Annotated in this window: 23 protein-coding genes and 1 pseudogene; 15 read left to right on the top strand and 9 right to left on the bottom strand. The window is 45.5% G+C overall.

Annotation, left to right across the window (positions count from 1 at the left end; all coding sequences use genetic code 11):
• Positions 1-95: 95 nt before the first annotated feature.
• Positions 96-1,385, bottom strand: a complete 1,290-nt coding sequence (locus AACT19_RS21390) for a malic enzyme-like NAD(P)-binding protein (protein ID WP_017077602.1) — start codon at positions 1,383-1,385, stop codon at positions 96-98.
• Positions 1,386-1,716: 331 nt separating this feature from the next.
• Positions 1,717-1,935 (bottom strand): 50S ribosomal protein L31, encoded by a 219-nt coding sequence (gene rpmE / locus AACT19_RS21385; RefSeq protein ID WP_004729688.1) that lies wholly within the window; start codon positions 1,933-1,935, stop codon positions 1,717-1,719.
• A 331-nt stretch (positions 1,936-2,266) separates the two neighbouring features.
• Here rpmE and priA point away from each other — a divergent pair, with 331 nt between their 5' ends.
• The 7 genes from priA (at position 2,267) to rraA (ending at position 10,235) form a co-directional block, all read left to right on the top strand.
• A complete protein-coding gene (gene priA / locus AACT19_RS21380) occupies positions 2,267-4,468 on the top strand; it encodes a primosomal protein N' (protein WP_004729689.1) in 2,202 nt (733 codons plus the stop codon).
• Positions 4,469-4,708: 240 nt separating this feature from the next.
• The gene (gene cytR / locus AACT19_RS21375) at positions 4,709-5,713 is read left to right on the top strand and encodes a DNA-binding transcriptional regulator CytR (protein ID WP_004729690.1); all 1,005 of its coding nucleotides are present in this window, start codon (positions 4,709-4,711) and stop codon (positions 5,711-5,713) included.
• A 122-nt stretch (positions 5,714-5,835) separates the two neighbouring features.
• A complete protein-coding gene (ftsN, locus tag AACT19_RS21370) occupies positions 5,836-6,375 on the top strand; it encodes a cell division protein FtsN (protein ID WP_076648682.1) in 540 nt (179 codons plus the stop codon).
• 244 nt (positions 6,376-6,619) lie between these two features.
• The gene (gene hslV, locus AACT19_RS21365) at positions 6,620-7,168 is read left to right on the top strand and encodes an ATP-dependent protease subunit HslV (protein ID WP_004729692.1); all 549 of its coding nucleotides are present in this window, start codon (positions 6,620-6,622) and stop codon (positions 7,166-7,168) included.
• A gap of 58 nt (positions 7,169-7,226) precedes the next feature.
• A complete protein-coding gene (gene hslU / locus AACT19_RS21360; protein WP_017077598.1) occupies positions 7,227-8,567 on the top strand; it encodes an HslU--HslV peptidase ATPase subunit in 1,341 nt (446 codons plus the stop codon).
• A gap of 155 nt (positions 8,568-8,722) precedes the next feature.
• Positions 8,723-9,640, top strand: coding sequence for a 1,4-dihydroxy-2-naphthoate polyprenyltransferase (locus AACT19_RS21355; protein ID WP_017080187.1), 918 nt, complete (start codon positions 8,723-8,725; stop codon positions 9,638-9,640).
• Positions 9,641-9,713: 73 nt separating this feature from the next.
• Positions 9,714-10,235: a ribonuclease E activity regulator RraA gene (gene rraA, locus AACT19_RS21350; protein WP_054542259.1), complete on the top strand. Its 522-nt coding sequence runs from the start codon at positions 9,714-9,716 to the stop codon at positions 10,233-10,235.
• Between the two features lie 112 nt (positions 10,236-10,347).
• Here rraA and zapB read toward each other — a convergent pair whose 3' ends face one another.
• Positions 10,348-10,590, bottom strand: a complete 243-nt coding sequence (gene zapB / locus AACT19_RS21345; protein WP_004729696.1) for a cell division protein ZapB — start codon at positions 10,588-10,590, stop codon at positions 10,348-10,350.
• A 324-nt stretch (positions 10,591-10,914) separates the two neighbouring features.
• On the opposite strand from zapB, the gene glpX reads away from it, so the two are divergent.
• From glpX to AACT19_RS21330, 3 genes are all read left to right on the top strand, one after another.
• Positions 10,915-11,922, top strand: coding sequence for a class II fructose-bisphosphatase (glpX, locus tag AACT19_RS21340; RefSeq protein WP_004729697.1), 1,008 nt, complete (start codon positions 10,915-10,917; stop codon positions 11,920-11,922).
• 162 nt (positions 11,923-12,084) lie between these two features.
• Positions 12,085-12,705, top strand: coding sequence for a helix-turn-helix transcriptional regulator (locus tag AACT19_RS21335; protein WP_076648680.1), 621 nt, complete (start codon positions 12,085-12,087; stop codon positions 12,703-12,705).
• A gap of 102 nt (positions 12,706-12,807) precedes the next feature.
• Positions 12,808-13,155, top strand: coding sequence for a DUF3135 domain-containing protein (locus AACT19_RS21330; RefSeq protein WP_017086006.1), 348 nt, complete (start codon positions 12,808-12,810; stop codon positions 13,153-13,155).
• A gap of 101 nt (positions 13,156-13,256) precedes the next feature.
• Here AACT19_RS21330 and AACT19_RS21325 read toward each other — a convergent pair whose 3' ends face one another.
• On the bottom strand, positions 13,257-13,679 hold the full coding sequence (locus tag AACT19_RS21325) for a DUF805 domain-containing protein (protein WP_004729700.1): 423 nt from the start codon (positions 13,677-13,679) through the stop codon (positions 13,257-13,259).
• Positions 13,680-13,765: 86 nt separating this feature from the next.
• Positions 13,766-14,113: a 5-carboxymethyl-2-hydroxymuconate Delta-isomerase gene (locus tag AACT19_RS21320; protein WP_004729703.1), complete on the bottom strand. Its 348-nt coding sequence runs from the start codon at positions 14,111-14,113 to the stop codon at positions 13,766-13,768.
• A 249-nt stretch (positions 14,114-14,362) separates the two neighbouring features.
• Here AACT19_RS21320 and tpiA point away from each other — a divergent pair, with 249 nt between their 5' ends.
• On the top strand, positions 14,363-15,133 hold the full coding sequence (gene tpiA, locus AACT19_RS21315) for a triose-phosphate isomerase (RefSeq protein WP_004729704.1): 771 nt from the start codon (positions 14,363-14,365) through the stop codon (positions 15,131-15,133).
• A gap of 160 nt (positions 15,134-15,293) precedes the next feature.
• Here the strand turns inward: tpiA and pfkA are convergent, their stop codons facing one another.
• The 3 genes from pfkA to AACT19_RS21300 all read right to left on the bottom strand — a co-directional run bounded on the left by pfkA (position 15,294) and on the right by AACT19_RS21300 (position 18,153).
• The gene (gene pfkA / locus AACT19_RS21310) at positions 15,294-16,256 is read right to left on the bottom strand and encodes a 6-phosphofructokinase (protein ID WP_004729705.1); all 963 of its coding nucleotides are present in this window, start codon (positions 16,254-16,256) and stop codon (positions 15,294-15,296) included.
• A gap of 315 nt (positions 16,257-16,571) precedes the next feature.
• Positions 16,572-17,480: a CDF family cation-efflux transporter FieF gene (gene fieF / locus AACT19_RS21305; RefSeq protein ID WP_026012358.1), complete on the bottom strand. Its 909-nt coding sequence runs from the start codon at positions 17,478-17,480 to the stop codon at positions 16,572-16,574.
• A 163-nt stretch (positions 17,481-17,643) separates the two neighbouring features.
• Positions 17,644-18,153, bottom strand: coding sequence for a CpxP family protein (locus AACT19_RS21300; protein ID WP_076648678.1), 510 nt, complete (start codon positions 18,151-18,153; stop codon positions 17,644-17,646).
• A gap of 187 nt (positions 18,154-18,340) precedes the next feature.
• Here AACT19_RS21300 and AACT19_RS21295 point away from each other — a divergent pair, with 187 nt between their 5' ends.
• The 4 genes and pseudogenes from AACT19_RS21295 to AACT19_RS21280 all read left to right on the top strand — a co-directional run bounded on the left by AACT19_RS21295 (position 18,341) and on the right by AACT19_RS21280 (position 21,547).
• Entirely contained in the window at positions 18,341-19,030 is a 690-nt protein-coding gene (locus tag AACT19_RS21295; RefSeq protein ID WP_065607424.1) for a response regulator, read from the top strand.
• Positions 19,030-20,409 carry an envelope stress sensor histidine kinase CpxA gene (gene cpxA, locus AACT19_RS21290; RefSeq protein ID WP_004729709.1) on the top strand — a complete coding sequence of 460 codons (1,380 nt, stop codon included), beginning with the start codon at positions 19,030-19,032 and terminating at the stop codon, positions 20,407-20,409. The genes AACT19_RS21295 and cpxA overlap by 1 nt, the downstream gene beginning before the upstream one ends.
• A gap of 76 nt (positions 20,410-20,485) precedes the next feature.
• Positions 20,486-20,990, top strand: a pseudogene (locus AACT19_RS21285) (superoxide dismutase).
• Between the two features lie 77 nt (positions 20,991-21,067).
• Complete coding sequence (locus AACT19_RS21280; RefSeq protein ID WP_004729711.1) at positions 21,068-21,547, top strand: tRNA (cytidine(34)-2'-O)-methyltransferase; 480 nt, start codon at positions 21,068-21,070, stop codon at positions 21,545-21,547.
• 196 nt (positions 21,548-21,743) lie between these two features.
• Here the strand turns inward: AACT19_RS21280 and AACT19_RS21275 are convergent, their stop codons facing one another.
• On the bottom strand, positions 21,744-22,268 hold the full coding sequence (locus AACT19_RS21275; RefSeq protein WP_004729712.1) for an FxsA family protein: 525 nt from the start codon (positions 22,266-22,268) through the stop codon (positions 21,744-21,746).
• Positions 22,269-22,394 lie beyond the last annotated feature (126 nt).

The raw sequence follows: 22,394 nt of genomic DNA, 5'->3' as shown, positions 1-22,394 counted from the left end.
AAAAAACCGACTCCTATGAGTCGGTTTTTTATTATTCTTTTTCGCTCAATAGAGCAACAGCTTTTAAGCTATTGAGCTATTGAGCTATTAAAGCATTAAGCCATATAGTTAGCAGGCATCTCAATACGAGCTACGCCAGATTCAACGGCCGCTACTGCAACCGCTTTTGCTACGCGAGGAAGTAGACGTGGATCCATTGGCTTAGGAATGATGTAGCCTTTGCCAAACTCCAGTGCAGTCTCACCGGCAGCGGCGAGTACTTCAGCCGGAACTTCTTCTTTCGCTAGTTCACGAATCGCTTTAACCGCAGCCAGCTTCATCTCATCATTGATTTCGCTCGCACGCACATCAAGCGCACCACGGAAAATGAATGGGAAACAAAGTACGTTGTTTACTTGGTTCGGGTAATCGCTACGGCCTGTACCCATGATAAGGTCAGAACGAACTTCATGAGCAAGCTCTGGCTTGATCTCTGGATCCGGGTTTGAACATGCAAACACAACAGGCTTATCAGCCATCAGCGTGAGTGCTTTAGCTGGTAGCAGGTTAGGACCCGATACGCCCAAGAACAGGTCAGCACCTTCGATAACATCTTCAAGCGTGCGCTTATCCGTATTATTTGCGAATAGCGCTTTGTATTCATTCAAGTCTTCACGACGAGTGTGGATCACACCTTTACGGTCAAGCATGTAGATCTTCTCACGCTGAGCGCCACACTTAATCAGCAGTTCCATACAAGCAACCGCCGCTGCGCCAGCACCCAAGCAAACGATCTTACACTCTTCAAGCTTCTTACCTTGAAGCTCAATCGCGTTCAGCATACCTGCAGCCGTTACAATTGCTGTACCGTGTTGGTCATCGTGGAAAACAGGGACATCACAACGCTCAATCAGGCGACGCTCAATCTCAAAACAGTCAGGTGCTTTGATGTCTTCTAGGTTAATACCACCGAATGTATCTGCGATATTCGCAACCGTATCAATGAACTCATCGATTGTGCGGTGTTTTACTTCAATATCGATAGAATCTAAACCAGCAAAACGCTTAAACAGTAGCGCTTTACCTTCCATAACAGGTTTAGAAGCAATAGGGCCAAGGTTACCTAGGCCAAGAATCGCTGTACCGTTAGAGATAACTGCAACCATGTTGCCTTTACCTGTGTACTTATAAACGTTATCAACGTTCTGTGCGATCTCGCGAACAGGCTCAGCCACGCCTGGGCTGTATGCAAGTGCTAGGTCTTCTGCAGAGTTTGCAGGCTTCGTCAGTTCTACGGCAATTTTGCCTGGAATTGGGAACTCATGGTAATCAAGAGCTTGCTGACGGAATTGTTCTTGAGGCGATAACGCTTGAGAGGATTGATCTTGGCGGCTGTCTTCAGACATAGGTGTAGGTTCCTAGGATATTATTATTTGGGGGATCTTGTTCATGTTAATAGATGTACTTCAAAGTTCCTAGGTGGTTAAAGCCTCTGTCTCATTAAAAAACGAGATTTCACTACTAATAAGACCAGTGAGCAGTTGAAATTACTGTCGCTTGTTGAACTTTCGAGCGGATTTCAAGAATGGAGTGTGGGGTGTAAGTTATGAAACAAAACTCAAGCGGGTTGCCTGTCGTTTCGAGAAGTTGATGGTTGAATAAGATTCAGCGTTTTCTTAAATTTCAGGCAACAAAAAAGGACACCGAAGTGTCCTTTTTATGTCTAAATAGCGAGAATTACTTCTTGCTAGAAAGAGCACCGAAACGCTTGTTGAAGCGATCAACACGGCCGCCAGTATCTACGATACGTTGCTTACCAGTGTAGAATGGGTGACATTTGTCACATACGTCTAGGTGGATAGATTCTTTTGCAAGCGTTGAGTTGAACTCAAATGTGTTGCCGCAAGAACAAGTTGCAGAAACTGCTTTGTATTCTGGGTGGATACCAGTTTTCATGGGATAACCTCAAGTAGGCCGTGTCGCTATACGATTCTAAGCCGCACACCACACGTAGTTAAAAAATAAAATAAAGACACCGCTGCATCACTAAACTGCGATAAAGCCATACCTTTAAGGCGCAGTATAGTAATGAATCTATAAGGCAGGATCAACTGATTTGATACATTTTTCACCAATAGCCTCTTTATTTCCTTTGTCGGCCTGAGATTTCGGACTCTCGTTATCTTCCCGCGTTAACTCGATACTCTCATCCAAACTGCTCCTCGAATTTAACGCCCTTATCCATTAGACTGTTCGCTCTCGTCAACTCAGATAAAGCTGTCCCTTTATGCGTCCAATGATTGCCCGCGTGGCACTGCCTGTTCCACTAGACAAGCAGTTCGATTACAAGATTCCTAACCACCTATTCCCGATTATTGGTGGACGAGTCTCTGTGCCTTTTGGACGACAAACCTTAACAGGTATTGTTACAGCTCTGGTTAACGAATCTGAATTCGAGCTAGACAAGCTCAAGCCCATTAAAGCCTTATTAGACAACCAACCCGTTTGGCCAGAATCGGTCTACTCACTCTTGGTATGGTGCAGCCAGTTCTATCAGTATCCACTGGGTGAAACCTTGGCTAATGCTCTACCAAGCGCTTTACGAAAAGGCAAAGCTGCCGACTTCGCAACGCTTGTCGAGTGGCAATTGACCCCATCAGGCAGAGATCAACTGATGCAAGGCTTTGGTCGTGCGGTTAAGCAAGCCAAAGTGATGCACATGCTTGAGCACGGCCCGGTTCCTCATCAAGAATTCATTGATGAAGAAGTCGGGAGCGCGGTGCTTAAAACGTTGGAAGAGAAAGGTTGGATTGAGTCGGTAGAGAAAAAGCCAAAGCGCCAACCGTGGCCAGTGGAACTTGAAAACGAACAAGACAAGCCGAAGCTCAATGCTGAACAAGCGATCGCGATTGCGACAGTAAATAGCCAAACCGATTTTAGTTGCTTCTTGCTAGAGGGGGTTACCGGCTCAGGTAAGACCGAAGTCTACCTGAATATGATCAAGCCGATTCTCGACCAAGGTAAACAAGCGTTAGTCTTGGTACCGGAAATAGGCCTCACTCCACAAACGATTAATCGCTTTAAGCGTCGTTTTAATGTGCCTGTTGAGGTGATTCATTCTGGATTAAACGATTCTGAACGACTGAATGCTTGGTTATCAGCGCGAGACAAAATAGCGGGCATTGTGATTGGTACGCGCTCGGCTCTGTTCACTCCCTTCGCTGATCTGGGAATTATCATTGTCGATGAAGAGCACGACGCCTCTTATAAGCAGCAAGATAGCCTACGCTACCACGCTCGTGATGTAGCCATCATGCGTGCTCATAAAGCGCAGATCCCGGTTGTGTTAGGCTCGGCGACTCCGGCCTTTGAAACGCTGCACAACGCTCAGATCGGTAAATACAGTTATCTCACCCTTACTTCACGTGCGGGTGTCGCGCTGCCGACCACCAATAAAGTGTTGGATGTGAAGGGTGAATATCTAGAAAGTGGCTTGTCTGCGTCGTTGATTGCTGAAATGCAAAGACACCTCAAAGCAGGCAACCAAGTGATGTTGTTTCTCAACCGTCGTGGGTTCTCTCCCGCACTGATGTGTCACGATTGTGGTTGGACAGCCGAATGTAAGCGCTGTGATGCCTACTACACCTATCACCAGTACAGTAATGAAATGCGCTGCCACCATTGTGGTTCGCAACAGCATATCGTGCACAATTGCCAAGGCTGTGGTTCAGCTAACTTGGTGACGGTGGGTGTAGGTACCGAACAGTTAGAGGCTCAACTTGGTCAGCTATTCCCTGAATACAAAACCATTCGTATTGACCGAGACAGCACCCGCCGCAAAGGCAGCTTAGAAAGCGCGCTAGAGTCGATTCGTAAAGGTGAATACCAAATTCTTATCGGTACACAGATGCTTGCTAAAGGTCACCACTTTCCTGACGTGACACTTGTGGCGTTATTGGATGTGGACGCGTCTTTATATAGTAGTGACTTCCGCGCCTCTGAACGGTTGGCGCAACTGTTTACTCAAGTCGCCGGTCGAGCAGGCCGTGCCAGTAAGCCGGGTGAGGTTATCTTACAAACTCACCATCCAGAACATGGCTTGTTACAAGCGTTGCTGCACAAAGACTATAACCACTTTGCCCAAACCGCATTGGCCGAGCGTAAACAAGCGATGCTGCCACCTTATACCTTTATGACTCTGTTTAGAGCGGAAGCCAATGACACACGTTTGGTGGAAGAGTTCTTGCGTCAGGTTCGTCATACATTAGAATCGCATCCGTTGTTTGACCAATATTGCATGGTTCTAGGTCCCACCCCAGCGCCACTGGCCAAGCGAGCGGGTAAATCACGCTGGCAGTTGATTCTACAAACTCAGACTCGTTCGTTAATGCAGAAGTTATTAATGAGTGCGAAGCCGGCAATTAATATGTTACCTGCTGCGAAAAAAGTCCGTTGGTCACTCGATATTGAGCCGCAAGATTTGAGCTAAACCTACTTGGGTTAAAACTAATGATAAGTTTGTTCACAAATATTTCATATTTCTCGTGAGCAACCTCACACTAGTCATGTGATTTTTGTTAATCTAGCCGTAACTTTACACGGATGAAACGAATAAAATATTGCAATAAAAAAAGTGTTAGCAACACTTTCATAATATCTATCCGATTGTATTAATTATTCACGCCTTAAATACTTAGGCGACAAAGGAACTTAAAAGAGGGTTTAATTTATGGCGACAATGAAGGATGTTGCCCAGCTAGCAGGCGTCTCAACGGCAACGGTATCACGTGCATTGATGAACCCTGAAAAAGTCTCGGTTTCGACTCGTAAACGAGTTGAGACAGCAGTACTTGAAGCTGGATACTCACCCAATACATTAGCTAGAAATTTACGTCGCAACGAATCAAAAACCATCATCACTATCGTTCCTGATATCTGTGACCCTTACTTCGCCGAAATCATTCGTGGTATCGAAGATGCCGCTGTAGAGAATGACTACCTCGTTCTACTGGGTGACAGTGGCCAACAAAAGAAGCGTGAGTCTTCATTTGTTAACTTGGTCTTCACAAAACAAGCAGACGGTATGCTACTGCTTGGCACTGATCATCCGTTTGATGTCAGTAAGCCTGAGCAAAAGAATTTACCGCCAATGGTTATGGCGTGTGAATTCGCACCTGAGCTTGAACTGCCAACGGTTCACATCGACAACCTAACCTCTGCATTTGAAGCCGTGAATTACCTCGCTCAGTTAGGTCATAAGCGCATCGCTCAGATCTCTGGACCAACGACTGCAACCCTGTGTAAGTTCCGTCAACAAGGCTACCAACAAGCATTGCGCCGCGCTGGAGTATCAATGAACCCAGCTTACAGCACTGTGGGCGATTTCACCTTTGAAGCTGGTGCGCAAGCGGTTCGTCAATTACTCGCACTTCCTGAACAACCTACAGCGATCTTCTGTCATAACGATGCGATGGCGATTGGTGCGATTCAAGAAGCGAAGAAGCTAGGTTTACGCGTTCCTCAAGACCTATCGATTGTTGGCTTCGATGACATCCAATTCGCTCAATACTGCGATCCACCGCTAACCACTATTTCTCAGCCTCGCTATGAGATTGGACGCCAAGCGATGTTGATGATGCTGGATCTATTGAAGGGCAACGATGTGCAAGCAGGTTCGCGTCTGCTTGAAGCTAAATTAGTCGTTAGAGGCAGCACCGCACCACCTCGAATGTAACCCTCAGAAATACCCTTATAAATCTGCGGCACATTTTGATGTGCCGCTTCCATTTCTGCACTATTATCCTCGCGCAATCTGGATTACCATGAGGACAGAATCAGCAACTATTGAATTGTCTTGTGGCTAATAGAGATTATGTAAAGCGCGGTCGTGGCACGAAAAAACCGACCAAGAAACAAGCCCCTCGCCGTAAACCTTGGCGCAGTGGTCTTTTGGCGATCCTCCTTGCCGGTGGTTTTGGTTATGGACTTTACTTATTGAGTAATGATCCTGAGCCGTCAGCACCAACACCTGTGGCTACCAAACCAAAACCTAAGCCAAAACCAGCGAAAGTGATTCCACCGCCTCCTGAAGAGAAGTGGGACTACGTTGAAACGCTGCCAAGCCGCGAGATTGAAGTTAAAGCCAAAGAGCAAGAGATCTCTAAGATCCCTTACGTGATGCAGTGTGGCGCTTACAAAACGTCAGCACAGGCAGAAACGCGCAAGTTAGATATTGCGTTCCAAGGCATCTCGAGTGAAATCCGTAAAAAAGACGGCAGTAGCTGGTACCGTGTGGTTCTAGGGCCATACAAGTTGAAGCGTGACGCCGAGCGCGATCGTCATAAGCTGCAACGGGCGAAAATCGAACCTTGCGCTATTTGGAAAGACACCGATTAGATTTAGATTTAGATTTAGATTTAGCGATAGTCGCAGTCTTACTTAATCTTAGCAAAAGCCGAAAACCAAACTCCGAAAGCCTCCCATTGTGGAGGTTTTCTTTTATTTACTCCCTTTAGTCAGTTTTCCTTACAACTTCCGCCGATAAGTTGCGCGACATCACTCGCCCTTCCTTGAATTATCCGAGCACCATCCTCATATACTTTTTATACCCAAAGATAAGAAATATTAAGAGGCCCTACTCGTGACTACCATTGTATCTGTACGTCGTAATAATAAAGTCGTCATCGCGGGTGATGGACAAGTATCTCTAGGCAATACTGTAATGAAGGGCAATGCCCGTAAAGTACGTCGCCTATACAACAACAAAGTACTGGCTGGTTTTGCTGGCGGTACGGCAGATGCTTTCACGCTATTCGAAAAATTTGAAAGCAAGCTGCAAATGCACCAAGGCCACCTGACCAAAGCTGCCGTTGAGCTGGCGAAGGATTGGCGTAGCGACCGTGCTCTACGTAAATTAGAAGCACTGCTAGCAGTCGCGGATGAAACCGCTTCGCTGATCATTACTGGTAACGGTGACGTCGTTCAACCAGAGAACGACCTGATTGCGATCGGTTCGGGCGGTAACTTCGCTCAAGCAGCAGCGACTGCACTATTAGAAAATACTGATTTAGATGCGCGTGAAATCGCAGAAAAGTCGCTGAACATTGCTGGCGATATCTGTGTATTCACCAACCATCACCACACTATTGAAGAACTAGAAAGCACCGTTGAGCTGCCAAAGCCAGAGTAACGACTGCTTCCATCAATAACGTTGTATTCAACAGTGATTAAAGAATTAAGGAAAAACCATGTCTGAGATGACTCCTCGCGAAATTGTTCACGAACTCAATCGCCACATTATCGGCCAAGACAACGCTAAGCGTTCAGTGGCTATCGCTCTACGTAACCGCTGGCGTCGTATGCAGCTTGAAGAAAGCCTGCGTGTTGAAGTTTCGCCAAAAAACATCCTGATGATTGGCCCAACGGGTGTGGGTAAAACTGAAATTGCTCGCCGTCTAGCGAAACTCGCTAATGCGCCGTTCATCAAGGTAGAAGCAACTAAGTTCACCGAAGTTGGCTACGTTGGTAAAGAAGTTGAGACCATCATCCGTGATCTAACGGACGTTGCGATCAAGATGACACATCAACAAGCGATGGAAAAAGTACAATACCGCGCTGAAGAGCAAGCTGAAGAACGTATTCTTGATGCCCTTCTACCACCAGCACGTGATGCTTGGGGTCAGAACGAGCAATCAACTGAAGACACCACCTCTTCAAACACTCGCCAAATTTTCCGCAAGAAACTGCGCGAAGGTAAGCTAGACGACAAAGAGATCGAAGTCGATGTAGCCGCACCGCAAATGGGCGTTGAAATCATGTCACCTCCTGGTATGGAAGAGATGACCAACCAGCTGCAAGGCATGTTCCAAAACCTAGCGGGCGACACCAAGAAAAAGCGTAAGATGAAAATCAAAGACGCATTCAAAGCACTGACTGAAGAAGAAGCTGCGAAGCTTGTGAACCAGGAAGAGCTAAAAGAGAGCGCAATCTTCAATGCTGAAAACAACGGCATCGTATTCATCGATGAGATCGACAAAATCTGTAAGCGTGGCGACAGCTCAGGCCCAGACGTATCTCGTGAAGGTGTTCAGCGCGACCTACTGCCTCTAATCGAAGGCAGCACAGTATCAACGAAGCACGGCATGGTTAAAACTGACCACATCTTGTTTATCACATCAGGTGCTTTCCAAGTAGCTAAGCCATCTGACCTGATCCCTGAACTGCAAGGTCGTCTACCAATCCGCGTAGAACTTGAAGCACTATCAGCACATGACTTCAAACGTATTCTTACTGAACCAAAGGCGTCACTGACAGAACAGTACATTGCCCTGATGAAAACAGAAGATGTCGGCATTGAGTTCACTGAAGATGGCATCAACCAAATTGCAGACGCAGCATGGCGTGTGAATGAAACCACTGAAAACATCGGTGCGCGTCGTCTACACACAGTCATGGAGCGCCTAATGGATGAAATTTCATTTGACGCAACAGACCGAGCAGGCAGTAAATTGCTGATTGATGAAGCTTATGTAATATCTAAGCTTGGCGAGCTCGTAGAAGACGAAGACCTAAGTCGCTTCATCCTGTAGCACACAAAACTCCAACTTATTGCTCTATCTCAAAGAAATAGCAGCTAATAAGCGAATTCAAGGCCCACTTTCGAGTGGGCTTTTTATTACCCGAAAAATGGGCGTATACTCAAATCACAGTTTGAAACGAAGACTTACAAAGAAATAGACCTACGATGAAACAATCTCTACTGATTTGGCTTGATGCCGCACGACCAAAAACTCTGCCTCTCGCACTCGTCTCTATTCTTACAGGAAGTAGTTTAGCGTTCGCCGGCGGTCAGTTTTCTCTATCAATAGCCCTACTGGCTTTTTTAACTGCCACCTTATTACAAATCCTGTCGAACCTAGCCAATGACTATGGCGACGCAGTAAAAGGCACAGACAACGAAAACCGTCTAGGGCCAACACGTGCAATGCAATCTGGTGCGGTGACTGCGAAAACCATGAAGCAAGCCATCATCCTCAACATCGTATTTACCATGCTCGCTGGGCTGATTCTTATTTTTCATGCCTTAACCTCGATTGAAAGCATCTTATCTTTCATCGCGTTAGGCGTATTAGCCATAATGGCTGCCATCGCTTACACCGTGGGCAATAAACCTTATGGTTATATTGGCCTTGGCGACTTATCGGTATTTATCTTCTTCGGTTTGTTAGGCGTTTCAGGCACATACTTCCTACACACTGGTCATGTTGAGCCAAGCCTATTTCTTCCGGCCTTAGGCTGTGGATTAATGGCGGTTGCGGTACTCAACATCAACAACATGCGTGATATAGAGAACGACAGTGAATGTGGTAAGCGCACCATGGCGGTTCGCCTAGGGCAACGCAAAGCCAAACACTATCATTTTGCACTGCTTGGGCTCGCCCTTGCTTCTTTCGCTATCTACCTACTGATTCAAGAAAAACCGGTCTGGATCAGCCTGCCGTTTTTATTGAGCATTGTTATTGTTTACAAACATGGCAAGGCCGTTTGGGAAACCGAAAAACCAGCGCAGATTGCACCAATGATGCCAGTGATTGTGAAATGCTCACTGGTCACTAACCTATTGTTTGCAGGGGTTGTCGTAGCTCAAACTCTATTGAGTTAAATGAGACTAATCATTGCAAAGGGATCAAGCACCGATATACTCAAAGTAAGCTCATTGTTCAAAAGGTATACTAATGGAATACAACACTTCAGCACTGTGCGACATATATTTGGATCAAGTTGATGTCGTGGAGCCCATGTTCAGCAACTTCGGTGGACGTGCATCCTTCGCAGGACAGATCACGACATTAAAGTGTTTTGAAGACAATGCTTTGATTCGCTCCGTATTAGAGCAAGATGGTCTGGGACGTGTGTTGTTAATCGATGGTGGCGGCTCACTACGCAAAGCGCTGATCGATGCTGAAATTGCCCTACTTGCTGAAGACAATGAGTGGGAAGGTATTGTGGTTTACGGTTGCGTTCGTGAAGTCGATGAGCTAGAAGACATGAACATTGGTATTCAGGCTTTGGCTTCTATCCCTGTTGGTGCGAGCCAAGAAGGTGTCGGCGAATTGGACGTACCGGTCAACTTTGGCAGCGTAACCTTCTTACCGGAGGATTACCTCTACGCTGACAACACCGGCATTATTCTTTCGGCAGAGCCTTTAGATGTAGAACTTGATCTGGATGTTGAAGAAGAAGAAGAGATCGAGTAACTCTCACTCAGCTTCAAATAATAAAACAAACCATAAGAACACGAAGCATAAGAATACAAACAAAAACGCCCGCTACTCAGTAGCGGGCGTTTTTTTAAATCTGAAGAGTCAATTACTCTACGTCATCCATTTTACCAAGAAGGTTACGGATGCGATCTTGCCACGCTGAATGCTCTTCCTGCATTTGCTGAGTTTTTTGCTCTAGCTCGTGACGGCTTTCTTTAAGCTCACCAGCTTCTGTTGCTAGTGCTTGTTTCTCTTCTTTAAGCTCTTCCACTTCCATTTGAAGAAGTGCAATTGTATCTACTGCTGTTTGAATTTTTGCTTCTAGCTGCTCTAGTACTTCAAAAGACATTCTGGCCTACCTTTAAGTTATCCGTTTGATGGTGAAGGTCTACTCCACTTATTTCCCCATTCTACTCAGCAGAGCAAGGATAAACACTCAATATATTCGATATTTTGCGCCATTCGATGAAAAAAACAGCGCTTTTTACCGAATATTGACGTGAATTATTACTACCGCGACAACAGACTGATTATTTTGATGAATATTACCTGTTTTCACCCGCAAATTGATCAAGAGCAATCCCCAAAAAACAAAAAGGCAAACGTTTCCTTTGGGATATGGTAAAATTCGCCGCGAAATTTCTATTCCCCTTTTGAAAATTTTGGAGTCCGCATGAAACGCGATTTAGCAATGTCATTCTCTCGTGTCACTGAAGGTGCAGCACTAGCTGGTTACAAGTGGCTTGGCCGCGGCGATAAAAACGCTGCAGATGGCGCTGCTGTAGAAGTAATGCGTAGCCTACTGAACAAAACCGAAATTAGCGGCGAGATCGTTATCGGCGAAGGTGAAATCGATGATGCACCAATGCTATACATCGGCGAAAACGTCGGTATTGGCGGTGATGCAGTAGATATCGCCGTTGACCCAATTGAAGGGACACGCATGACAGCAATGGGGCAATCAAATGCATTGGCTGTATTGGCTGCAGGCGAAAAAGGTAGCTTCCTAAAAGCACCTGACATGTACATGGAAAAATTGGTTGTTGGTCCTGGCGCAAAAGGCGTGATTGACCTAGAACTGCCACTGACAGAAAACCTAGAAAACATTGCGAAAGCACTAGGTAAAACACTCGATACACTGGTAGTAACCACACTGGCTAAGCCACGTCATGATCAAGTGATTGCCGACATGCAAGCGATGGGCGTTCGTGTATTCGCAGTGCCAGACGGTGATGTTGCTGCTTCTATCCTAACGTGTATGCCAGACAGTGAAGTCGACGTAATGTACTGCATCGGCGGCGCGCCTGAAGGCGTGGTTTCGGCTGCGGTTATTCGCGCACTCGACGGCGACATGCACGCACGTCTGCTTCCTCGTCATGAAGTAAAAGGCGATACAGAAGAGAACCGCAAGCACGGTGAGCTTGAACTAGAGCGTTGTGCTGAAATGGGCGTAACGGCGGGTATTGTGTTGAAAATGGAAGACATGGCTCGTAGCGACAACGTTGTGTTCTCTGCAACGGGTATTACTAAGGGTGACCTACTAGAAGGCATCACTCGTACAGGCAATATCGCAACCACAGAAACACTGCTTATCCGTGGTCGCTGCCGTACTATTCGTCGCATCAAGTCTATTCACTACCTAGAACGTAAAGACCCAGAAGTGATTGGTCACATCCTGTAAACCTAAACTAGGTTCAACAGAACACGCGAAGGCTGATACCAAGTATCAGCCTTTTGTTTTATTGGCCATCAATAACCTGTGCATTTCACCTACGCCATAGTAAATGGTTTGCTTTATAAACACCTTGCCTCATAATAGTAAGGTTCATTAGGTAGAGATAGTATGAAAACAAGCGACAAAATCTTACAGACCATTAAGCGTCAAGGCGCGGTAACCGCGAAACAACTGTCAGACGAATTTGGCATGACGACAATGGGTGCCAGACAGCACCTACAAAGTTTGGAAGATGACGGTATTCTTGCGTTTCATGATGTTAAAGTAAAAGTGGGTCGCCCGACTCGCCACTGGTCCCTGACTCAACAAGGCCATGGTCAATTTTCAGATCGACACGGTGAGCTCACCATTCAAGTGATCGATGCTGTCGAGAATCTGTTTGGTAAAGAGGGGTTAGCTAAGGTTGCGGCCGAGCGTGAACAACACACCCTTAAGCAATATCAAACCGCGCTGTCTGATTGTGACTCGCTGATCAGCAAGCTTAAAAAACTCACCCAGCTGCGTGAAGACGAAGGCTACATGGCTGAACTTCAAGAGCATGACGATCACTACATCTTGATCGAGAACCACTGCCCTATCTGCAAGGCTGCGACTCGCTGCCCTAGCCTGTGCCAATCTGAGCTCAATGTTTTCAAAGAATTACTCAAAGATGAATGTCATGTGAGCCGCACTGAACACATCATTACTGGCGAGCGTCGTTGTACTTATACCTTAACGCCAAGTTACTGATCCTGTCTCAATATTGAGAAAACACCAATAGATTAAAATTTGTACAAATTTCTTTCTTAAGCTTAAAGCATATGAAACATGCTTAATGCTAAGGAAGGAATCATGGCACATCCACAGCCCAATCAAAAACTGCCCCCTTTTGATGAACTGGTCCAACTCGCGAAAAGCGATCCGAAAGCATTCAATCAATTCAAACACGAGATGTGCGAACAGATGATTTGCTCAGCCTCAGAGACCATGCAAAACAGGCTTCGCGCTCAACAAAGTCATATCGATTTAGTCGTCAGCCGCTGCAAGAATCCACATCACGCTAATGTTGTTCTGATGCAAGAGCTGCGCTGTCAGGTCTGTAAATTCCAAGATGCACTCAAAGGCCGCTGCGATTTTGAAGAATCTCTGCCTGAAAATGTCGTGCCTTTCAGGCCAAATACAGAACCAAAAATGTACTGAAAGCTAAAATGTATTAGTGAAAAAAACGCATTAAAAACAAAATGCCTTAGAACAAAAAAGGGAGCGCAATACTCCCTTTTTACTGATGAATCATCCAATCTTTAAACGGGATCTTCACCGTAATCATTACGGCCTTCAGTGCCTTTCATCAAACCGCATTCTACCAAGATCCACAAACCACACACTAGTGCAGCAACCGTTGCCACCATGTGAATAGGCGATACTGGCTCTGTCGTAGTCGCAGCCATAGGTGATGCAAGTCGCCCGAGTACAAGCGGTACATTCAGCAATAGCCAGTAGTTAGACTTGTTGCGATCATGCCAGCGCTTAGCGGTAACAGCAAGATCTGGAATAACAAGTAATAGAAGGAAGATTGGTAACAGGAGATAGGAGTATGCTGGGAACAAAACCGAGATACCGGTGGCAAAACCAGTAATCGCGATATAGTAGAAAATATTCCAAATCCAGTAAGTCTTACGACCAATTCTCCCTTTGAAAGAGAGCAGTAAATCTTTCATCGACATCTTAAATACTCAAAAAATTAATACGCTACCAAAAAGTTAGCAGCAAATAGTCAGTTAATCACTTTCAGTTCGTTGATTATTTTTAGCTAGTTAATCACTTTCTGAAAGCAACTTTTATCCATATCCCTTATGTTGACCGTTAGGCTGCGGATATGGCTTGCCTGTTCTTGTAAGGTTTGCATCAACAAACGCGACAATTCTCTTTTCTGTTCTTCGGTACGCCCTGAAAGTAACTCGAAGCTAATATGAACAAAATCCACATTGTCCTCTTCATCACCGACCAGCCAGTTATGACAGCGCAGTGAACGAGACTTCACAGAAGGTACATCAAACAAACCACAGTTTAATGTAACTTGATGAAGGTCTTCCAGTAAACCTTGGATATTCACTCGCTCATCCACTGAATTTGAGTACTCTAGAACTAGATTCGGCATTATTACTTCCTATTGTTAACGCAATCGTTTGTCCCTTAATAGCAACTAACGACGAAAAATCCGAGAAGTTAGCTATTATTCTGTCTGCCGGATCACTGATATATGCTCAAAATCTACTCTGACCATTGAGTAAGATCCAAGAAAGTCATGACCACAGTCATGATCTGTTGATATTATTCTGTTATATTATTTCGTAATAAAGTTTACTTTTTTACATTCGATTTATTTAAATACTTTGGAGATATTCCTATGCGTCATCCTGTAGTTATGGGTAACTGGAAACTAAACGGCAGCAAAGAAATGGTTGTTGATCTACTAAACGGTCTTAACGCTGAACTTGAAGGCGTAACAGGCGTAGACGTAGCAGTTGCTCCACCAGCACTTTTCGTTGATCTTGCTGAACGTACGCTTACTGAAGCGGGCAGCGCGATCATCCTAGGTGCTCAAAACTCTGACCTAAACAACAGCGGTGCATTCACTGGCGACATGTCTCCAGCAATGCTTAAAGAGTTCGGCGCATCTCACATCATCATCGGTCACTCTGAGCGTCGTGAATACCACGCTGAGTCTGACGAATTCGTTGCTAAGAAATTCGCATTCCTAAAAGAGAACGGCCTAACTCCAGTTCTTTGTATCGGTGAGTCTGATGCACAAAACGAAGCAGGCGAAACTGTTGCTGTATGTGCTCGTCAACTTGACGCTGTTATCAACACTCAAGGTGTTGAAGCTCTTGAAGGCGCTATCATCGCTTACGAACCAATCTGGGCTATCGGTACTGGTAAAGCAGCTACAGCTGAAGATGCACAACGCATCCACGCTCAAATCCGTGCACACATCGCAGAGAAATCTGAAGACGTTGCTAAAAAAGTTGTTATCCAATACGGCGGTTCTGTTAAGCCAGAAAACGCAGCAGCTTACTTCGCACAACCAGACATCGACGGTGCTCTAGTTGGCGGCGCAGCGCTAGACGCGAAAAGCTTCGCAGCTATCGCTAAAGCAGCAGCTGAAGCAAAAGCTTAATTTAAACGTCACCGTTTAGATTAAATGAAAGGTCAACTTAGGTTGGCCTTTTTTATTGCCTATCGTTTGAGATTCAAGCTTTAAAGCCAAACAACAGGCACAAAAAAACCGCTGATAAATCAGCGGTTTTTAATACTTTTAAGCGAACGCTAAGCGTGGCTTAGAACAACTCTTCTGCAACGCGGAACAGCTCAGAACGGTCTGGGTTCTGCATGTTCTCGATACAGTCGATGATGTCGTGGTGAACAAGCGCTTCTTTCTCGATACCAACACAACGACCACCGTGGCCTTCTTGAAGAAGGTGAACAGCGTAGTTACCCATGCGAGAAGCCAGTACACGGTCAAATGCAGTCGGGCGACCACCACGTTGGATGTGACCAAGAACCGTTGCACGAGTTTCACGACCTGTTGAAGCTTCGATCTCTTTCGCTAGTTCATTCGCATCCATCATTAACTCAGTTAGAGCGATAATTGCGTGCTTCTTACCTTTCGCAATACCATCTTGGATATTGCTGATAAGCTGATCTTTATCTAGGCCAGTCTCAGGTGTGATGATGTACTCACAACCACCCGCGATTGCTGACATAAGCGTAAGGTCACCACAGTGACGGCCCATGATTTCAACAATAGAAATACGTTGGTGAGAAGAAGACGTGTCACGTAGACGGTCGATTGAATCGATAACAGTGTTAAGCGCTGTTAGGTAGCCGATTGTGTAGTCAGTACCCGCGATATCGTTATCGATTGTGCCTGGAAGACCGATACATGGGTAACCCATCTCAGTCAGTTTCTTAGCACCCATGTAAGAACCGTCACCACCGATAACAACGAGTGCTTCGATACCGTGCTTCTTAAGGTTCTCGATGCCTTTCTCACGAACAGCAACGTCTTTGAACTCAGGGAAACGTGCAGAACCTAAGAAAGTACCACCACGGTTGATCACGTCAGATACGCTTGAACGGTCAAGCTTTTCGATACGGTCTTCAACAAGGCCTTGGTAGCCATCGTAAATACCGTAAACTTCAATGCCAACTGATAGCGCAGTACGAACTACACCACGAACTGCTGCGTTCATGCCTGGAGCGTCACCACCACTGGTCAAAACACCGATCTTCTTAATCATGCTCACCCTCGATTTTTGGGAATCTATTATTCAATTCTTATTCTTGATGATTGTATATCAACAAGATTTTAAATCTATATTTGTGCGTTATGTTACATTTCCTCAACAGGAATAGCACTTAAATCGCGTAAAATTATGTAACATTTCTACTTCTGTAAGAGTATTACAGTTTTACTCAGTAACTTTGTTGATTCACATCAGAATCAACATTAATTGTTACTAAGGTGATTTTTGAATCACCGAAGAATTAGTAATTTTTACTCACTTTAGTTCAAAAGCCACCTACTTACCATTTGCCAACCCTTTTTAGCCCGCTTACCATGAGTGAAATTTCTGCTGCTTCTCGGGTCCAAATACGACCGAATACGGGTCTTGATGAATTAATACATCAGCATCAGGAAAAACGGAGATAAGCTTGTCTTCTACTTCGTCAGAAATGCGGTGCGCTTCAATAAGTGGGATATTATCTTCGAGTTCTAAATGCAATTGAATGAACCGAACAGGCCCTGAACGACGTGTTCTTAGTTGATGCACACCAAGCACACCTTCCACACTCAACGATGTCTCTTTTATCTGTTTTAATTCTTCATCTGGCAGCTTTCTATCAAGCAAAGATTGAATGGCTTCTGTTGCCATTTGGTAGGCACTGTAAAGAATGTAGATACCGATACCAATCGCGAATACCGAGTCCGCTTGACCAATGCCAAACCAGCTCAGTGCTAGCGCGAGCATGATCGCTGCATTCATATAAAGGTCGGATTGATAATGCAGTGAATCGGCGGCTATCGCTTGGCTGCCCGTTTTGCTGACAACATGTTTTTGGAATCGAACCAAACCAAAGGTCATTACGATCGCGAACAAGCTGACATAAATACCAATTTCAGGAGAGTTCAGCTCATGCGGTCGGAAGAAACGCTCAATACCATTAAGAATAAGGAAACAAGCGGAACCGGAAATAAACATTGCCTGCGCTAATGCAGCAAGAGACTCAGCCTTACCATGACCAAAGGTATGTTCTTTATCGGCAGGCTGAAGAGAGTAGCGAACCACCACTAGGTTGACGACAGAAGCGGCGATATCCAACAGCGAATCAACCACAGAAGCTAATAAACTGACTGAACCTGTCACCCACCACGCAGCAACCTTCACAACCAATAATATGGAGGCAATGATGGTGGCAGCCCAAGCGGCGAGCGTAACTAAACGTGCGTATTCTTGTTTCATAAATTGGCTATAAAGTGACTGATAGCACAAAGTATAACCCGCAAACAACCGATTGAATATGACAGCCATGATGTAATACATTCATTTTTAAAGATCAAAAAAGCGGCACTAGGCCGCTTTTTTCTAAACACTTTCAATCAATTCAGCTTTCTCAAGCCATGAATTACTTGTCTTTGTTCATGCGTTTTTCCATTTTGTCAGCACACTTCGCCATGCGCTCTTGTTGGATTTCTTTCAGCTGAGTCTTTTGCTCAGGCGTTAGTACGCTCATCATTTGGTGTTGCTTCTTAAGCATTGTTACGCGACGCTCTGTTTGCTTCTCAACCATTTGGCTTGCTAGGTCGTTTGCTGCAGCTTCATCAAAAGTATCAGCTAGAACTAGATCTTGAACTTTCTCGTGATGCGCTTTCATTTGCGCCATTTTATCTGCTTTGTTGCCTGAGTGTTTTGCTTTCATCTCAGCGCGGTTCGCTTCGCGCATCTCTTTTAGTTCTGTTTTTTGAGCATCCGTCAGGTCTAGTTGGCGCATCACTTTCTTATCGAAGCCACCACACTTACCGTGCATACCTTTGTGATCACCTTTATCACCACCGCCGTATGCAAACGCACTCGCTGTACCTAACATAAGTGGAAGTGCCGCAGCTACTAGTACAAGTTTCTTAGTCATTTTCATAATTGTTGCCTCGATTCGGTATAATAAGTCATGTATTGCGTCTGTTTCTCAGCGCTTAGATATAGATTAGTCTTTCCCTCGTAAAGTGACGTTTAGAAAGCGTAAAGAATCGTAAAGAGTGAAAGTTGACGAATAATTAGCAGTATTATTAACCTGTAAATAGTAGATAACCGATTAAGGCTTCCCAATGGCGAACATTCTTCTTATTGATGACGACACAGAACTAACCAGCTTACTTAAAGACATCCTGAGCTTTGAGGGCTTCACTGTTTCCGAAGCCAATGATGGCTATGCGGGGCTTGACGCTATCAATGATGAGATTGATCTGATTCTTTTGGATGTGATGATGCCGCGCCTTAACGGTATGGAAACGCTAAAGAAGCTGAGAGAAAACTGGGAAACACCAGTATTGATGCTGACTGCCAAAGGCGAAGAGATCGACCGTGTTATTGGCCTTGAACTTGGCGCAGATGATTATTTGCCAAAGCCGTTCAGTGACCGAGAACTGCTCGCTCGTATTCGTGCCATCTTGCGTCGAACACAGACTAACACCGCGCCTAAATCAGCCAGCGACATCATTCAATACCAAGACATCGAAGTCTTCCCTGGCAAGCAAGAGGCTTACTGTAATGGACAGATTATCGATCTCACCACCACAGAATTCGCTTTACTGAGCCATCTCATCCAAAACCCAGGACAAGTGATCACCAAAGAAGCACTGAGCTTGGATGTTTTAGGCAAAAGGCTGGCGGCGTTTGACCGTGCGATAGACATGCATATATCTAATCTGCGCAAGAAGATTCCAGAGCGCAGCGATGGTAAGTCTCGCATCAAAACCTTACGAGGCCGTGGCTACTTATTGGTAGAGGAAGATTAATGCGCATCCCTAAAATCACCAGCTTATATGGACGTATCTTTGCTATCTTTTGGTTCACCATGTTACTGGTACTTTTGTCGGTGCTGTCACTTCCCCATTTAGACCCTCGAGTGGCGCGAGATGTGCCCGCAGATCACCTAGATAAACTCGAGCGTATCGCTAAAATCACAGAGAAACGCTACGCCAAAGAACCTAATCTGGGCAAAATTGTGTTCCAACTTGAGGCACCACGTAGCCGCAAGGATTCTCGTGCTCGCATCTATTTAACCGACCTAGAAGGCGCTGTCCTTACGTCAAAAAGACATTCGGACTATAAGCTTAAGGCGATTCGCAACTTTGTTACCTCGATTGATAACCCTGAAGTACCAAAACAGAAACTATACGGACACTACATGGTGGCAGGGCCAGTACCTATCACACTCGCTGGTGAAGAATTACTGATGTATGCCGGAGTAAAATGGAACCAACCACCGCCATTTTTGCTACGACTGTTTGATAGACCTTTACAACTATTGCTTGCGGTAATGCTAGCAAGTACCCCGCTATTGCTATGGTTAGCTTGGGCATTGAGTCAACCCGCACGTAGGCTAGAGCGCGCAGCGCAACGCGTAGCAAAAGGGCAATTTGAGGTCGACCCTCAACTTGAAAAAGGCACCTCAGAATTCAGACAAGCGGGTGAAAGCTTTAACCAAATGGTGGAAGCGGTAAACCAGATGATTTCGGGGCAACAGCGACTACTTTCTGATATTTCACACGAACTGCGCTCGCCATTGACTCGTCTACGCATGGCCAATGCACTGGCAATTCGTAAGCAAGGTGAGAGCCAAGAATTAGAACGTATTGATACCGAAGCGCAGCGTTTGGAACAAATGATCAGTGAGCTACTGACGCTATCTCGTATGCAGGTCGACAGCCACATTACTCGTGAGGTTCAACCTATCTCGAGCTTATGGGAAGAGATCTTAAAAGATGCAGAGTTTGAAGCTGAACAGATGGGTAAATTACTGACGTTTTCAGAGATCCCAGAGCGTTCTATTTCGGGTAACCCTAAGCTGCTGATGAGTGCCTTGGACAATATTACGCGCAATGCTATCTACTACGGCAAAGACCAAGTGGATGTGCAATTCCATGTTGTCCAAGATCAGCTGACGATTTGCGTCAATGACAACGGTGATGGTGTACCGGAGGATGAACTGGATTCTATATTCAGACCTTTCTACCGAGTTTCAACAGCACGCGATCGTAATTCAGGTGGCACTGGACTTGGCCTGACGATTACAGAGAGTGCGATTCGCCAACACAGCGGAACCATCACTGCAAGCCGTAGCCAGCTCGGTGGATTACAACTCGAAATCACCCTGCCAATCTTGCCGGTATAACACCCCCACAAAGATCACAGTTGATAATGATTGCTATTATCATTATGGTAAATCCTCTAATTAAGGAGGATTTACCATGTCACACACTTTCCCTGCTTTACCCTACGCTTACGACGCCCTAGAACCTTACATTGATGCTAAGACGATGGAAGTGCATTACAGCAAGCACCATAGAACCTACTACGATAAGTTTGTTGCCGCTGTTTCTGGCAGCGAGCTAGAGCAACAGTCTCTGACCGAGATCTTCGCTAACATTTCTCAGCTCAGCCCTGCGGTTCGTAATAATGGTGGCGGTTACTACAATCACATCTTGTATTGGAACTGCATGTCGCAAGACGGTGGGGGTGAACCCACGGGCGAGCTTGGCGAGGCTATCAAAAGTACTTTCGCAGATTTCGAGACATTCCAAGATCAGTTCGCTCAAGCGGCAATCAATACCTTTGGTTCCGGCTTCGCTTGGCTAGTGGTGGAAGAAGGACAACTGAAGATCATCTCGACCTCAAATCAATGCATGGTGGAACGTAGTGAATTGGAATGCGGTATCTGAAAACTACGCGCAGGCACTAGCGAACCAAGCCTAAGCTGAGGGTGGCGAACTGTACTCACTCAGCTTGCCACCGTATACTCTGGCTATCTTTGATTATTCTTGTGAACCAACATGTTTGATATCGCTCTATACGAACCAGAAATCGCGCCCAATACGGGTAACATCATCCGCCTATCAGCTAACTGCGGCGCAAACCTGCACCTTATCGAGCCGCTTGGTTTTGATTTCGAAGAGAAGAAAGTTCGTCGTGCGGGTTTAGATTATCACGACCTCGCACGAGTAAAGCGTCACAAGAATCTAGAAGCCTTCCTTGAGTATCTAGAGAATGAACGTGAGGGTGACTACCGTATCTTTGCTTGTACGACCAAGACCACTGGCCACCACGTTGATGCGAAATTCCAACAAGGTGATGTACTGATGTTTGGCCCTGAGTCTCGCGGCCTGCCTGCTGAGTTCATCGAAAGTATGCCAATGGAGCAACGCATTCGTATTCCAATGATGCCAGAAGCACGTAGCTTGAACCTGTCTAACGCAGTGGCCATCATTGCGTTCGAAGCATGGCGACAAATGGGATTTGAAGGCGCGGTATAACCGAACGCTCAAGCTTATCTGTTATCTGTTATCTGTTATCTGTTATCTGTTATCTGTTATCAATAATAAACATTAAGTAACAGTAAGTAACAGTCGGCGACACGCAATAAAAAAGGCTCTTACCATTATCACTTTCTTGCGAAGGATAACGGTAAGAGCCTTTTCTGTTTGTCTCTCTATATAAAGAGACAAACCATTAATTTAAGCGGTTACGATCGTTGTCGTCGTCTTTCTTCTCAAACTCACCCTCAAAGGTGTTGCCGTCTTTTGATTGGTCAGATGGACCTGAATTGAATGGGTCTTGTCCAAATGGGCTCTGGCCAAAACCAGCTTGTCCACCCGCATGAAAACCACCAGACATATTGGTCACCACCATTTTTTCCATCATTTTCTTGGCAATCATCGCTCTTGGTGCTGGTAACAATACCAACATACCGAGTGCGTCCGTCATAAAACCCGGAGTCAGCAGTAAAACACCTGCAACCGCAAGCATTACGCCTTCAAGAATCTGTTGTGCTGGCATTTCGCCTTGTTGTAGTCGACCTTGCACAGACATAAGTGTCTGAATGCCTTGGCTACGAACCAGCGATGCACCCACAAATGCAGTGATCAAAACCAACGCGATAGTTGGCCACAATCCTAAGAAGCCACCAACTTGAATAAATAGCCCAATCTCAATGATGGGTACGAAGATAAAGAGTAATAATAAGATAGGAAACACACGCCCTCCTTTGTTACGTCCAGTTTACGCTGAAAGCCCTACCAATCTCAAATTTATCCTGTAAATAAGCGTGTTTATTGACCCGGAATAAGTTTGCTAAATATTGACGAAACAAAAACGAAAAAG

Origin of the sequence: Vibrio sp. 10N.222.47.A9, assembly GCF_963872585.1 — a bacterium.
Taxonomy (GTDB): domain Bacteria; phylum Pseudomonadota; class Gammaproteobacteria; order Enterobacterales; family Vibrionaceae; genus Vibrio; species Vibrio splendidus.
This window is presented reverse-complemented; position numbering and strand designations above follow the sequence as displayed.

Bases quoted from the DNA above. Each gene is read 5' to 3' on its own strand.
- glpX (WP_004729697.1), top strand. From the start codon at position 10,915: ATGAAACGCGATTTAGCAATGTCATTCTCTCGTGTCACTGAAGGTGCA.
- AACT19_RS21295 (WP_065607424.1), top strand. From the start codon at position 18,341: ATGGCGAACATTCTTCTTATTGATGACGACACAGAACTAACCAGCTTA.
- AACT19_RS21390 (WP_017077602.1), bottom strand. From the start codon at position 1,385: ATGTCTGAAGACAGCCGCCAAGATCAATCCTCTCAAGCGTTATCGCCT.
- zapB (WP_004729696.1), bottom strand. From the start codon at position 10,590: ATGTCTTTTGAAGTACTAGAGCAGCTAGAAGCAAAAATTCAAACAGCA.
- AACT19_RS21320 (WP_004729703.1), bottom strand. From the start codon at position 14,113: ATGCCGAATCTAGTTCTAGAGTACTCAAATTCAGTGGATGAGCGAGTG.
- AACT19_RS21355 (WP_017080187.1), top strand. From the start codon at position 8,723: ATGAAACAATCTCTACTGATTTGGCTTGATGCCGCACGACCAAAAACT.
- cpxA (WP_004729709.1), top strand. From the start codon at position 19,030: ATGCGCATCCCTAAAATCACCAGCTTATATGGACGTATCTTTGCTATC.
- AACT19_RS21280 (WP_004729711.1), top strand. From the start codon at position 21,068: ATGTTTGATATCGCTCTATACGAACCAGAAATCGCGCCCAATACGGGT.
- priA (WP_004729689.1), top strand. From the start codon at position 2,267: ATGCGTCCAATGATTGCCCGCGTGGCACTGCCTGTTCCACTAGACAAG.
- cytR (WP_004729690.1), top strand. From the start codon at position 4,709: ATGGCGACAATGAAGGATGTTGCCCAGCTAGCAGGCGTCTCAACGGCA.
- AACT19_RS21300 (WP_076648678.1), bottom strand. From the start codon at position 18,153: ATGAAAATGACTAAGAAACTTGTACTAGTAGCTGCGGCACTTCCACTT.
- AACT19_RS21325 (WP_004729700.1), bottom strand. From the start codon at position 13,679: ATGTCGATGAAAGATTTACTGCTCTCTTTCAAAGGGAGAATTGGTCGT.
- tpiA (WP_004729704.1), top strand. From the start codon at position 14,363: ATGCGTCATCCTGTAGTTATGGGTAACTGGAAACTAAACGGCAGCAAA.
- rpmE (WP_004729688.1), bottom strand. From the start codon at position 1,935: ATGAAAACTGGTATCCACCCAGAATACAAAGCAGTTTCTGCAACTTGT.
- fieF (WP_026012358.1), bottom strand. From the start codon at position 17,480: ATGAAACAAGAATACGCACGTTTAGTTACGCTCGCCGCTTGGGCTGCC.
- hslU (WP_017077598.1), top strand. From the start codon at position 7,227: ATGTCTGAGATGACTCCTCGCGAAATTGTTCACGAACTCAATCGCCAC.
- AACT19_RS21335 (WP_076648680.1), top strand. From the start codon at position 12,085: ATGAAAACAAGCGACAAAATCTTACAGACCATTAAGCGTCAAGGCGCG.
- AACT19_RS21330 (WP_017086006.1), top strand. From the start codon at position 12,808: ATGGCACATCCACAGCCCAATCAAAAACTGCCCCCTTTTGATGAACTG.
- pfkA (WP_004729705.1), bottom strand. From the start codon at position 16,256: ATGATTAAGAAGATCGGTGTTTTGACCAGTGGTGGTGACGCTCCAGGC.
- rraA (WP_054542259.1), top strand. From the start codon at position 9,714: ATGGAATACAACACTTCAGCACTGTGCGACATATATTTGGATCAAGTT.